8 protein-coding genes are annotated in these 13,640 nt (G+C 46.2%); 6 read left to right on the top strand and 2 right to left on the bottom strand.

Annotation, left to right across the window (positions count from 1 at the left end; translation table 11 throughout):
- Positions 1-56: 56 nt before the first annotated feature.
- The 6 genes from ABD880_RS04820 to ABD880_RS04795 all read left to right on the top strand — a co-directional run bounded on the left by ABD880_RS04820 (position 57) and on the right by ABD880_RS04795 (position 10,134).
- Complete coding sequence (locus ABD880_RS04820) at positions 57-1,541, top strand: RagB/SusD family nutrient uptake outer membrane protein (RefSeq protein WP_345162903.1); 1,485 nt, start codon at positions 57-59, stop codon at positions 1,539-1,541.
- Between the two features lie 19 nt (positions 1,542-1,560).
- Positions 1,561-3,018, top strand: a complete 1,458-nt coding sequence (locus ABD880_RS04815; protein WP_345162900.1) for a copper resistance protein CopC — start codon at positions 1,561-1,563, stop codon at positions 3,016-3,018.
- A gap of 196 nt (positions 3,019-3,214) precedes the next feature.
- Complete coding sequence (locus ABD880_RS04810) at positions 3,215-5,803, top strand: alpha-amylase family glycosyl hydrolase (protein ID WP_345162897.1); 2,589 nt, start codon at positions 3,215-3,217, stop codon at positions 5,801-5,803.
- A gap of 117 nt (positions 5,804-5,920) precedes the next feature.
- Positions 5,921-7,489, top strand: coding sequence for an alpha-amylase family glycosyl hydrolase (locus ABD880_RS04805; protein ID WP_345162892.1), 1,569 nt, complete (start codon positions 5,921-5,923; stop codon positions 7,487-7,489).
- A 31-nt stretch (positions 7,490-7,520) separates the two neighbouring features.
- On the top strand, positions 7,521-9,332 hold the full coding sequence (locus ABD880_RS04800; RefSeq protein ID WP_345162889.1) for a glycoside hydrolase family 13 protein: 1,812 nt from the start codon (positions 7,521-7,523) through the stop codon (positions 9,330-9,332).
- 139 nt (positions 9,333-9,471) lie between these two features.
- Positions 9,472-10,134: a GDSL-type esterase/lipase family protein gene (locus ABD880_RS04795; RefSeq protein WP_345162886.1), complete on the top strand. Its 663-nt coding sequence runs from the start codon at positions 9,472-9,474 to the stop codon at positions 10,132-10,134.
- A gap of 151 nt (positions 10,135-10,285) precedes the next feature.
- Here ABD880_RS04795 and ABD880_RS04790 read toward each other — a convergent pair whose 3' ends face one another.
- Together ABD880_RS04790 and ABD880_RS04785 are read right to left on the bottom strand one after the other, a co-directional pair.
- Entirely contained in the window at positions 10,286-11,614 is a 1,329-nt protein-coding gene (locus ABD880_RS04790) for an MFS transporter (RefSeq protein ID WP_345162883.1), read from the bottom strand.
- Between the two features lie 83 nt (positions 11,615-11,697).
- A complete protein-coding gene (locus ABD880_RS04785) occupies positions 11,698-13,470 on the bottom strand; it encodes an alpha-amylase family protein (RefSeq protein ID WP_425575825.1) in 1,773 nt (590 codons plus the stop codon).
- Between the last annotated feature and the right edge of the window lie 170 nt (positions 13,471-13,640).

The following is a 13,640-nucleotide window of genomic DNA, read 5'->3' as shown; positions in this document are numbered from 1 at the left end:
GGCTCTGTTTTAGCTTCTAAAACAGAGGCCACCTGGCAAATCATTAAAATCATTTTATGAAAAAGATATTTTATTCAGCCTTGATTTTTGCATCTGCCTTTTTTGTTGGATGTACAGATTTGGATGAGGGTATTTATGGCCAACAGGTAGCAGATGATTTCTATGCTACTGAAGCTGGTGTAAACGCGGCCTTAGCCAATATTTACAATGAGGTAAGAGGCGACTGGAATGGCAAAGGGATTGCCGGTGCAGATAGAGGATGGTTTGACTTGAACGAGTCTTCTACAGATGAAATGTTGATTCCAAGACGTGCTGACGGCGCTTGGGATGATAACGGTATTTGGCGCGCCATGTACCAACACACCTGGACTGGTTCTCAAGAATTTATTGGCAATACCTGGAACTGGTTATACAGAAGTATTTTCAAAGCCAACTTAGCTGTAGAGCTTTTAACTAAAGCAAACGCAGATCCTGCAAGAATTGCCGAAGCAAAAGTTTTGAGAGCCTACTTTTATTACATGTTAATGGATGGATGGGGAGATGTTCCTTTCTATACAGAAAACAATGTGACAGTAGATCAGATTCCACAAACACCGCGTGCAGAAGTGTTTAAGTTCATTGAAAGTGAGCTTAAAAGCAATGTGGATCTATTGACAACCGCCAAAGGTGGTCAGTTCTATGGTAGATTTAATAAGTGGGCAGGATATGCCTTGCTAGGCAAACTGTACTTGAATGCACAAGTGTACACTGGTACACAGCGTTGGGCTGATGCTATTGCCGCGTCTGACAAAGTAATAAACGAAGGTGGATTCTCCTTAGTGCCTACTCTGTATGACAATGCAGGAGCACAAGCCATTTTTGGTGATAGACTTCCTGATCAAGAAGTGATTTTGGCAGTTTACGTAGATGCGCTAACGGCACCTCGTAACATTATTGGAATCCGTACACTACATGGTCCACACGCAAATGCCTTGTTTGGCTTTAGTGGATGGAACGGTGCTACTGTTCATCAAGACTTCATCAATAAATATGATGACGCTGACAAGCGCAAGGACCAGTGGTTCATTGGACCGCAACCTGGGGGAGTATCCTACAACCTGAACATTTCTTCTATTGACAATGCAGGAATTACAGATGGTGCAAGAAATGCCAAGTACTTGCCAGTAGCTCCTTTTGTAGGCAATGAAAGTACGTCTAATGACTTCCCAGTTTACCGGTATGCTGACATTTTGTTGACTAAGGCTGAGGCATTACTTAGAAGTAACGGCGACCAGGCAACGGCAAGAGCATTAGTAAACCAAGTTAGAAACCGTGCAGGTCTTGCTAATCTTACAGGTACATTGACTTTGAATGAAATCTATGACGAGAGAGGCCGTGAACTAGTTTGGGAAGGGCACCGTCGTCAGGATATGATAAGATTTGGAACATTTACTGCTGCCCGTGCTTTCAAGGCCGCCAGTGCTGATAAATACAAATTATTCCCTATTCCTGCAGAAGCGATTTCTAATAATCCAACTTTAAAGCAGAACCCAGGTTATTAAGCCTTTAACTTACATTCATATGAAAAATTTTAAGAACTATTTCCTATTCTTCAGTCTCCTGATGAGTGTGTTCATCTGGGGTTGTAATGAAGATGAAGTGGACACCATGTTCCAGGAAGTTAAAAACCAAGAGTATGACTTGGTAGTCCTGTCAGATGCAAGTCCTGCCATTCCAGTTTCATTTACCGCTTCTGCTACTGATCTTGAAAAGGTTATTGTGGAAGTAATGAAACAAGGAACTACCAATGTTATTGCTACAAACACGCTCAGTAATATCAAGTCTAACAGCTTGAACCGCGTGAACATGAATGTGAAATTCCCTGGCAATGATAAAGCTCCTTCAGGCTTGTACACTGTTGATTATAAAATGATTAGCAAAGACGGTGAGCAAACAGTAGGTACGTACAACATTAACGTCATCAACAACATGGAGCCCGTGCTGTGTAACTATACAGATAGATTACCAGCTGGCAAAACTGTTTGGATTCGTTTGTATGTGCCTAATGGCGCAACCCTTCCAGCAAGTGACAGAACAGTTTACCTGACAGGTAGCTTTGGCTCCCGTGAAGGTGGATCTGACTGGGATGGTGGTGGTGGACCTCATAAGTTTACTCAACTTAGCCCAACTTGCTATGAGATTGCCATGAACTTGGTTTCTGGTGATAAATTCAAAATCACTCGCGGAACTTGGGATAAGCAGATGACCACTGCAGCAGGTGCTGAATATTCTGACTTTACATATAATGGTGAGGCAACTTTCAATGCCACTGCCTTTAACTGGAAAGATCTGCCTACAGTAACTCCTACAAACCCAACCAGTGAGATTTTAAACATTCCTGGTGATGCTGTTAAATCTGGTATGATGACTCTTGTTGCCACGCTGGATAATAGCATTGACGCAAAAAGTGGTGATTATTATGTAGTTGAAAAAGGAGCTTCTAACTTGACCAACGCGGTTAAAATGGTAGCTTTTGAAGGCACTAATAAAATTGCTGCGGCAGTTCCTAAAAAGACAGGTGTAGAATATGTGGTAGTCAAAGGATCTGCCTCTGCAACAGGTAAAAACAGATATGGGTTTGTGCAATCTGCTGTATGGGATGGTAAAACAAATCCGGTACGCGTTACCATTGGTACCTTTGGAGATGCAGGATTTACACTTGGCAATAAAATAGTTATTGTGGGTGGTGCTACTCCGGGCGACTGGGGAGTTTCTTCTGGACAGGACTTTACTAGAACTGCTCCCGGTAAATATTCTATCACTATTGATTTGAAAGCAGACAGTGAGTATTTGTTGTTACCAGATTATAACCAATGGGGTGATAAATGGGCATTTGGCACAGGAACATCTGCCCAAGGAACATTTGACCTTCAAGGTAACGGCCCAAATTTATCTACTAAAGGCCTTGCTGCAGGCAAATATAAAATTGAGGTAGATTTTACTACTGGTACCGGAACTTACAAACTAACCAAAGTATAACGTTTAAGGTTATTCTATTGAGTTTAGAAACTTAGAATTTTAAAGAAAAATGGGATAGCATAAACCTAAACAGGTGATAAGCTGTCCCTTTTTTTTTTTAGGATTCTTATAAAGTGTCATAATCTTTACCCAAAAACTTAAAGGGTTTTGTGTAAAAGCTATCTCTAAGTGTATTGTTATTTGAATACCTGTTTTTATGAAAATCCTTTTAACATTTAGTTTTTTTTGGATTGTCTCTATACTGGCAGTACAAGCCCAACAACCTCGTGTCACTTTTAGAGTAGACATGAGGCAACAGACGGTGTCTCCAAATGGCGTACACCTGGCGGGGTCTTTACAATCTGAAGCTGGTTTTGGAGCAGACTGGAATCCAGCCTCTACCTTATTGACAGATCCTGATGGGGATAAAGTATATGAAATTACCCTAGCGCTACCGGCAGGTGTTTACCAATACAAATTTATAAACGGTAGTACCTGGCAAGTCCCTCAGCCAGAGCTGGTGCCTGAGTCTTGCGGCCTAAAAGATGGAACTGGTAACATTAACAGGCAAGTGTCTGTAGGGGCCACAGACCTACGTCTGCCAATCGTCACTTTTGCCAGTTGCAATACTCAGATTACCTTCTCTGTAGACATGCGTCAACAGACGGTTGCTTCTGCAGGCGTTCATGTAATGAGTAATTTTCAAGCCATGGCAGGATACGGTACAGACTGGAATCCTGTTGCCATCCCTATGACAGACCAAGACGCAGATGGCATATATTCAGTAAGCGTCTCTTTGCCTACGGGTGGTTTGTTTCAATATAAATATGTGAACGGAAACACAAGTACTGGTGCAGAAAGTGTACCCAGTGCATGCGGTGTCTCGGGAGGGAATAATATTTTCAATAGGTCCATTGATGCCACCACTTCGGTTATAACTCCCTCCTTTATATTCAGTTCTTGCTCCACTTCTGGCACCATCCCAGTGTCCACAGACTATTCTACGTTTTGGTGGAATGATGCTGTCTTCTATGAGGTATTTGTGCGAAGCTTTTACGATAGCAACGGAGATGGAAAAGGTGATTTTAAGGGTCTTATCCAAAAGTTGGATTACTTAAATGACGGTAATCCCACCACCACTACAGATTTGGGCATTACAGGTATCTGGCTCATGCCCATGATGGAGTCGCCTAGTTACCACGGCTATGATGTCACTAATTACTATGCAACAGAATCTGACTATGGCACCATGGCAGAGTTTGAGGAATTTTTAGCAGCGGCACATGCCCGGGGTATAAAGGTGATCATAGACTTTGTCATGAACCACTCCTCAGATCAACACCCTTGGTTTCAGCAGTCGGCGAGCAATAATACCAATGCTTACAGAGACTGGTATGTTTGGTCAAACTCCAATCCCGGTACGGTAGGACCGTGGGGCCAAAACGTATGGCATCAAAAAAACGGAAGTTACTACTACGGCATCTTTTACAGCGGAATGCCAGATTTAAATTGGAGCAGTCCACAACTTAAGAATACCATGTGGGACATTACGCGCTTCTGGTTAGATAAAGGAGTGGATGGGTATCGCATTGATGCGGTCAAGTATTTAGATGAGGACGGCTCTCAATTAGAAAACACTCCTGAGACCTTTAATATCCTCCATGAATTTAACCAAGTAGCTAAACAAGCAAAGGCTAGTGCATTCACGGTTGGAGAGGCTTGGTCCAATACCTCATCAGTTGTGCCTTATGTGCAAAATGACAGATTGGATGTGTGCTTTGAATTTGACTTGGCCTTGTCCATCATTAATTCAGTGAAGAGCAATAATCCTGCCTCGCTTAAAAACCAACTAAACTTGGTGAACAGACTTTATCCGCGTTTGCAGTATGCTACCTTTTTAACCAATCATGACCAAAACAGAATCATGGATGAATTGGGAGGAAATTTGGCGCAGATGAAACAAGCCGCTTCTCTTTACCTTACCATGCCTGGAGTGCCTTTCTTGTATTACGGTGAAGAAGTGGGCATGCAAGGGTCAGGGGTGGATGAAGACAAGCGCAAACCCATGCAGTGGACCCCAGGGGCTAAAGCAGGTTTTACCACAGGCACGCCTTGGCGGGCGCTTAACCCTAACTTTGCACAGTTTAACGTACAGACCCTTGCCGCAGACCCAGGTTCTCTTTTAAACCACTACAAGAAGCTTATCCATATCAGAAACGCCCAGCCGGCGCTTAGAAAAGGGTATCACACAGAGCTTACCACCGGTAATACGTCCATTTTCAGTTACGGAAGAGTGTATGAGCAAGAAGCCGTTATCATGGTGTCTAACTTTGGGAGTGATGCCATATCGGGTCCTAGCGTTTCTTTACCTGTGTCAACTTTGTCTGCAGGCACCTACAAGGTAACAGAGCTTTACACCGGTACTGTCATGGGCACGGTGACGTTAAACGCGCAAGGAGCATTCTCTAATTGGTCTCCTTCTGCATCATCTTTAGGCGCAAATCAAACCTGGATAGTATTAGTATCTAAAGAAACCACTACGGGGCTGGCTGATGAAAAACCAGCGCTGGCTGTACAACTATACCCTAACCCTACCGCTGATAAAGTAACTGTAACTCTTGGCGACAAGGCTTCGCATACTACTACCATTCAACTGTTTGATATGACTGGAAGGATGTTATCTAAAGTACAATTTAAAGGCACCAGTTATTCATTTGATACCCAGCCGTTAGCCAATGGCACCTACTTTGTAAAAGTGTCGTCTGGTGATGTAACCACCGTCAAGCGTTTGGTAGTAGCCCATTAATCAAGTAATTACAACCTGTATAAATTTTTAAAAGGAACGATAACCGCTATTTGGTTATTATCAAAACCTGCGGTAAGAAGTCACCTCCTTGTATTAAAACTCACACCCATTCTGTCTATGAAAAAAATATCTATCACTCAATCATTGGCCGTGTTGTCCATGCTTTTCTGTGCATTGGTCTTGAATGGCACAGCCCAGGCGCAATCAGGAAAGGCAAGCAAATGGCCCAGAGGCGTCACCTATGAGATTTTTGTGCAGTCCTTCGCCGATTCTAACGGTGATGGCATTGGTGACATAAAGGGCATGACTTCCAAATTGGACTACCTGAAAGACCTGGGAGTGGAAGGCGTTTGGCTGATGCCCATCAACCCTTCGCCTTCTTATCACAAATATGATGTCACAGATTATTACGGCATCCACCCAGACTACGGCACCATGGCAGACTTTAAGGAGTTTGTAAAAGAAGCCCATAAACGCGGGATCAACGTGGTCATGGACATGGTGATCAACCATTCGTCCAGTGAGCACCCCTGGTTTAAAGATGCTGCCAAAAACGAGAACAGCCTGTACCGCGATTATTACGTCTGGACCCATAAAACTGATCCCCAGGCCCAGAAAGAGGGCAAAGTAACCGGCGGAGACTCTGGCAATACCCAGCACTGGCACACTGTGCCAGGTAGTGACTACCTGTATTATGGTTATTTCTACGGTGGCATGCCAGACCTGAATTTTGACAGCCCTAAGTTGCGCAATGAAATATTTAAAATTGGCCGCTATTGGTTACAAGACGTGGGCGTGGATGGTTTTAGATTAGACGCTGCACGCCATATCTTCCCAGATGAACGGCCTTACGACAACCACCGCTGGTGGGAGTATTTCAGAAATGAAATGGTAAAGGCCAAGCCAGACGTGTACCTGGTAGGGGAGGTATGGGCTACATCAGACATTGTGGCTCCTTACATGAAAGGCTTGCCAGCCCTATTCAACTTTGAAATGAGCTGGGACATCTTAAAGGCCCTTAACCAAGGAAGGGGAGATTCATTGTCCATCAAACACGCCAAGATTACCAATTTCTACAATTCAGTGAACCCAGAGTTTATAGACGCCACCATTTTGAGTAACCATGACCAGAACCGGATCATGAGTGAACTGAAAGGTGATCAAAACAAGGCCAAGGTGGCTGCTTCTATTCTCTTAACCTTGCCAGGCTCTCCTTACTTATATTACGGCGAAGAGCTGGGCATGCTAGGCACCAAACCAGATCCAAACATCAGAGAGCCTTTCTTGTGGGATGTGGCCAGCAAAGACAAGAGCCGCACCAAATGGATGAAGCCAGAATTTACCACTGAGAAAACCGTGGCCCCAGTCTCAATTCAGGTAAAAGACAAGAACTCTTTGTACAATCATTATAAACAACTCATCAAGCTAAGGAACAATAGCCATGCGCTAACTTATGGAGATTTGGTGCCTGTTCAATTAGGTTCGGCTTCCTTAAGTGGCTTTACCAGAACTACTAAACAAGAATCCTTATTTGTGGTGCATAATCTATCTGGGGCAGAAGTAAGGGTAACATTGCCTGAAGGTGTAAAGGCTTATAACAAAGTACAGCACGTAACTGGTAAAGCAAATCTTGATAAATCAATCCTGACAATTCCTGCTTACACCAGCGTCATTTTGAAGAAGTAATAAGGAAAGTTAAAGTAGAAAAGAATTCTGAATGGTAAAGAATATTTTATCCATAGGTGCCTTACTAGTACTCTTGTTAAGTGCAGTACCGGCGTTAGCACAAAAAGACTTCACTCCTGACTGGAGCAAAGGGGTGGTTTGGTATCAAATCTTTCCAGATAGGTTTCATAATGGCGATAAGAGCAACGACCCTAAAGTAGAAGACCAAAGCGGTGCTTATCCATTTGATGATTCGTCGGCCTTTCAGATTCATCCTTGGACAAGTGATTGGTATAAATTACAACCGTATGAGGTGAAGAATGGCAAGGATATTTACTTCAATCTGCAGCGCCGCCGCTACGGGGGTGATTTGCAGGGTGTAATAGATAAACTTGATTACCTGCAATCACTGGGCGTCAATGCTATTTACATGAACCCTGTGTTTTGGGCACCATCCTCCCATAAGTATGATGCCTTGTCCTACCATCACATTGATCCAACTTTTGGCCCAGATCCCGAGGGAGATAAACTGCTTATAGCTAGGGAGAATCCATTAGACCCTTCTACCTGGGCTTGGACCAGCGCAGATAAGTTGGCGCTTAAACTAATTGAGGAAGTGCATAAGCGCAAGATGTACATCATCTTTGACGGCGTGTTCAACCATATTGGCTTGAACAGTTTCGCTTTCCAGGACTTAATGAAAAAGCAACAGGCCTCTGCCTATAAAGACTGGTTCATAGTGCAAAGTTGGCGGGATGAGGCCAAAGGCATTCCCTTTAAATACAAAGGTTGGTTTGGCGTGAGTACCCTACCAGAGTTTAAAGAAGACAGCACTGGTATTGTGACTGGTCCTAAGGAATACATCTTCAACGCCACCAAGCGCTGGATGAACCCGATGGATAAAGGCATAGCCCACGGCATTGACGGCTGGCGACTGGATGTGGCGTATGACGTAGGGCATGCCTTCTGGAAGGACTGGCGCAAGCACGTACGCAGCATTAATCCTAACGCCTACATGACCGCAGAACTGGTATTCTCCATTGACGAGACCAAGCCCTATTTAAGCGGTGATGAATTTGATGCCACCATGAATTACAATTTTGCCTTTATCGTGCATGACTTTATGGTGCAGGATAAGAAGGCAACAACGGTCACGCAGTTTGATGCAAAATTGAGAGAGCTACGTGAAGTGTTTGGGCCGGGCGTGGCTTACAATATGCAGAACCTGATGGACAGTCATGACGCTACCCGCCTAGGCAGTGCCGTGGCCAACCCTGACGGAGAGCGGTTTGGCAACTGGGGTAAATACTTTAACTGGAGCCAAAAGAGCAACAATAAAACTTACAATGCCCGCAAACCTACGCCTGCGCAACTGCAAAAGCAGAAGCTGATTGCCGCTTTCCAAATGTTGTATGTGGGCGCACCTATGATTTACTACGGCGATGAGGCCGGCATGTGGGGAAGCAATGACCCAGACTGCCGCAAGCCCATGGTGTGGCAAAATCTAAAATATGAGCCAGAGACCCACAACCCCGACCAAAGCAAGCATGACCCGGACGCGGTGGTTTTCAATCAGGACCTGTTAAATTGGTACAAGAAGTTTATCTCTTTGCGCCACAAATACAAGTCTATTAGACTAGGCGATTATACCACTCTTCAGATGGATGACGCTAAAAAACTTTATGCCTTCAGCCGTAAGCTAGGGCAAGAAGAAGTAATTGTAGTCCTTAATAGGGGAGAACAAACGGCTGATTTTACGCATAGTCTTTTGAATAATGGCAAGTTCAAAGATGCCTTTACAAAAAAGAAGAGGAAGCAAGTACAGGTGAAACCAATGGATCTAGTTGTCTTGGTAAAAAAGTAATTGACTACCTAACTAAGGATATATCACTTAAATAAAAACAGACCCGGCCAGAACTGGGTCTGTTTTGTTTACATGTTAGATTACAGCTCAAGTTCTTCTTCTGTTAATTTTTAGACTAGTACTAACCTCTTTATAGCGCATGAAAAAAGTTTTCTTCCTCATCTTATTCTTAGCTCTTAACCTAGAATCTGTAAAGGCGCAAACCGCGCCGGCGTTTTGGCCAGATATAGTATCCTTTAAAAAGCAGGATGAGAGCCAGCGCCCCCCGGCCAATCCTATTCTGTTTGTAGGGAGTTCCTCCTTCACCAGATGGAATAACCTCCAGAAAAGTTTCCCGGGCTATCCCATCCTAAACAGAGGTTTTGGCGGCTCAACATTGGTGGATGTGATAAAGTACGCCTATGACATCATCCTGCCGTACCAACCCAAGCAGGTGGTCATTTACTGCGGCGAAAACGATTTGGCCTCGGCAGACAGCATTTCCTCAGATGAAGCGGTACGCAGGTTCAAGACCTTGTTTGGCATCATCAGGAGCAATCTGCCAACTGCAAGAATCAGCTATGTCAGTATCAAGCCCAGCCCCAGCCGCGCCCTTATACAAGGAAAGGTAAAACAGGTCAACAAGGACATCAAGCGCTTCCTCAGAAAGCAGAAGAACAGTGACTTTATTGACATCTATGGCGCCATGCTGGACAAGGAAGGAAATATGCGCGAGGAACTCTACGTCCAGGACCGCCTGCACATGCAACCCGAAGGATACACCATCTGGCAATCTATCATTGCCCCCTATCTCCTTAAATAAGAAATGCTTAGTCTTCAAGGGAAAGCAGGTTTAAGGTAGAGGCAGGGATAATGTTCGTTTTTAGCCTGTTTTCCAGAAAATAGGCCAAAAACGAAGAAGCCCCAGCTCAATGCTGGGGCTTCTTCGTTTTTATTAATAAAAGATGAAAATGCTACTCCACCACCTCATCTACGTCTTTCACCAGCAGCGTCAACAGGCCTGCCAGTACCATGGAGCAACCTCCTAATACCAACACATAGATAGACTCCCCGCCAAACACGTTTTTGTTGAAGAAATCCAGAATGGAACCGGCTACAATCTGCGGAATCACGATAAAGAAGTTGAACACGCCCATGTAGTAACCCATGCGGTTGCTAGGCAGAGAGCCTGCCAGGATGGCGTACGGCATAGACAAAATACTCGCCCAGGCAATACCAACCCCTATCATAGAGAAAATCAACATCTTAGGGTCACTCACAAAGTAGAACGAGATAAGTCCTAATCCGCCTATTAACAAGCAGATAAGGTGGGTCATTTTGCGGTTGGTTTTTCTGGCCAAGGTTGGCAAAAGGAGCGCCGCAATAGCAGAAACTCCGTTGTAGACGGCAAACAGGATGCCTACCCAGTCAGCGCCTTCGTTGTAGAGCTTGGAGGCTTTGTCTGTGGTGTGGTATAGGTGACTGGTGATGGCAGGGGTGGTGAAAATCCACATAGAAAACAGCGCGAACCACGTAAAGAACTGCACAATGGCCAACTGCAACATAGTCTTCGGCATTTTGAAAATGCCCGATACAGTTTCCTGCATGCCGTTCCAAAAAGAAGTCTCGCTTCTTTCGCGCTCAAAGGCGTCCATGTCCTCAGGCGGGTATTCCTTGGTTTTGATGACCGTCCAAAGCACCGTCAAAAAGAACACCACACCGCCAAGATAGAAGGCCCACTTCACCGAAGGCGGAATCTCACCGGCCGGCGCGGTATTGGGCACATCAAACCAATTGGTCAGTACCCAAGGCAGGGCAGAAGCCACCACGGCGCCCACCCCAATAAAGAACGTCTGGAACGCGAAGCCCGAGGTACGCTGGCTGGAAGGCAATAAGTCACCCACCAAGGCTCTAAACGGCTCCATGGAGATGTTGATGGAAGAGTCCATGATCCAAAGCATACCCACCGCCATCCAAAGGACAGACGAGTTGGGCATAACCAGCAAGGACAAGGAGGCCAGCAGAGCCCCAATCATGAAGAAGGGCTTGCGTCTGCCAAACACCGGGTGCCAGGTCCTATCGCTCAAATAGCCTACAACGGGTTGTACCAGCAAACCTGTTACCGGGGCGGCCAACCAGTACAGGGCAATCTCGGTGCCGCCCAGGGTTTCAAAGATGCGGCTCACGTTGGCGTTCTGCAGGGCAAAGCCAAATTGGATGCCCAGGAACCCGAAGTTCATGTTCCAGATTTGCCAGAAACCCAGCCTAGGCTTGGTAGAGGCGGTCTGTAAGGTTTGTGCCATTAGCGGAGGTTCGTTTGTTAGGTAAAGGGTTAGGTCAGTTTTGTCTTAATTTGGGAAAAATAGCCGAGAATCGGGGCCTCTTTCTATTTTTTCTGCAATAGAAACAGGTGCGCACTCAAAGGCGCCAGGGTAATATTGGTTTTCACCGAAGGCTCCAGAAACAACGGCGGCATGCTGGAGAGCAAGTCCTGCAGGATAAGCGTGCCTTTGTTGTCCATTCCCACCGCAGACAATGCTTGCGCCGGCAAGGCCAAGCTGAAATCTGAAGCAGTGCGGTTGAAGTTGACTACTACCAAGATACGTTCATTGGCAGTATGCCGGATGTAGGCGTAGGTGCCCGCCGGAGCAACTCCTTCCTGCACGGTCAAGGCATAAAGCTTGCCCTTCCGGATGGCTTCGCGGCTAGTGCTGACGTTGAGCAGTTTGGTGTAGAACTCGCGCAGGCGTTGTTGGTCTTCGGTGAGCTTGCCGCCGTCAAATTTGCCGCCGTTCATCCAGGCCTGGTGCGCCGGGACGCCCCAGTAGTCAAAGATGGTGGTGCGGCCGTCCTCGCCCTGAAAGCCCTCGTGGCCTTTGCCCAGCTCCCCAACTTCCTGCCCAAAATAAATTAGCACCGGACCGCTGCCCAGGGTAGCACTCACCGTCATGGCAGGTACCCCCGCCCAAGGCGTGCCGGCAAACTCAGCAGAGGCCAGGCGCTGCTCGTCATGGTTTTCCAAGAAGCGTAGCATCTGGCTGGAAATGCCTTTGCTTTCCTCTTGCCAGACTCTAGTAATTTCAGCGGTATTGCCTTTGCCTTTGTTTTCCATCAATCTACGCACGCCGTCATACAAGCCCACCTTGTCATAGAGATAGTCAAAGCCTCCGGTCTTTATGTAGTTGTGGTATTCCTTGGGGTTGTAAATCTCAGCGATAAATTTGATGTCTGGGTACTTGGCCTTCACCTGCGGAATAACCCAGGCCCAGAACTCCACGGGTACCATCTCGGCCATGTCGCATCTAAACCCATCCACGTTTTTACCTGCCCAGTACATCAGAATGTCGCGCATCTTAAGCCAGGTGTCTGGGGTGGGAGAGAAGTGCTTGGTGCGGTTGTTCTGGTAGTCTACTCCGTAGTTCAGCTTTACGGTCTCAAACCAGTCATCTACACTGGGCGTAGCGCTAAACACGTCATTCCCAGAAGCCTTGGCCGGGTTCTCATTGAACTTGCCGTCCTCCTGCGGGCCTTTGAACGAGGCGCTCAAGGCATTGTACCCAGAAGGCACTTGCAAGGGCTGACCAGGCAAATAATAAAAATTGTTGCTCGACTTAAAGCCAACGGTCACATCATCCTTCGCCCCGAAATCCTCCACGCCTGCTGGCTTGGCGTCTGACTGGTACTTGCGGGCCACGTGGTTGGGCACAAAGTCAATAATCACCTTCAGGCCGTTGCCGTGGGTACGTTTTACCAGCGCCTCAAATTCCGTCATCCGCTTGCGCACGTCCACGGCCAAGTCTGGGTTCACGTCATAGTAATCCTTGATGGCATACGGTGAGCCCGCGCGGCCTTTGATGACATCGGCGTCATCCAAGGGAATCCCGAACTTGGTATAATCCGTCATGAGCGCGTGTTCCAGAACGCCGGTGTACCACACGTGCGTGGCGCCCAGTTTCTTGATTTCCTGCAGGGCCTTGTCCGTGATGTCATTGAACTTGCCCACGCCGTTTTCCTGCAGAGTGCCATAGGTTTTGTTCACCGTTTTTTTGTTCCCGAATAGGCGGGTCATCATCTGGTAAATCACCAGTTTCTGGTCCGTTACCTCCTCATCCGTGGTGTAGGGGTTTGGCGTTTCTGTGGCACCTTCAGAAGTAGTCATACTAGTTTCTGTAATTTCTTTTTCAGGGAGGGTAGTAGAGCCGGGCACTGACGATTTACAGCCAACCGCCAGCGACGCCAGCAAAGCTAAAGACAAGAATGAACGCTGATTATGTTTCATAGTTTTGATATCAAGTAACAAGTGTCAAGTAGCAGGATGATGTGCAACTG

The sequence above is a fragment of the Nibribacter koreensis genome, assembly GCF_039541795.1.
GTDB lineage: Bacteria > Bacteroidota > Bacteroidia > Cytophagales > Hymenobacteraceae > Nibribacter > Nibribacter koreensis.
This window is presented reverse-complemented; position numbering and strand designations above follow the sequence as displayed.

Excerpts from the sequence above, each read along its gene's own strand:
- ABD880_RS04795 (WP_345162886.1), top strand. The coding sequence starts at position 9,472 with ATGAAAAAAGTTTTCTTCCTCATCTTATTCTTAGCTCTTAACCTAGAA.
- ABD880_RS04805 (WP_345162892.1), top strand. The coding sequence starts at position 5,921 with ATGAAAAAAATATCTATCACTCAATCATTGGCCGTGTTGTCCATGCTT.
- ABD880_RS04820 (WP_345162903.1), top strand. The coding sequence starts at position 57 with ATGAAAAAGATATTTTATTCAGCCTTGATTTTTGCATCTGCCTTTTTT.
- ABD880_RS04815 (WP_345162900.1), top strand. The coding sequence starts at position 1,561 with ATGAAAAATTTTAAGAACTATTTCCTATTCTTCAGTCTCCTGATGAGT.
- ABD880_RS04790 (WP_345162883.1), bottom strand. The coding sequence starts at position 11,614 with ATGGCACAAACCTTACAGACCGCCTCTACCAAGCCTAGGCTGGGTTTC.
- ABD880_RS04800 (WP_345162889.1), top strand. The coding sequence starts at position 7,521 with ATGGTAAAGAATATTTTATCCATAGGTGCCTTACTAGTACTCTTGTTA.
- ABD880_RS04810 (WP_345162897.1), top strand. The coding sequence starts at position 3,215 with ATGAAAATCCTTTTAACATTTAGTTTTTTTTGGATTGTCTCTATACTG.
- ABD880_RS04785 (WP_425575825.1), bottom strand. The coding sequence starts at position 13,470 with ATGACTACTTCTGAAGGTGCCACAGAAACGCCAAACCCCTACACCACG.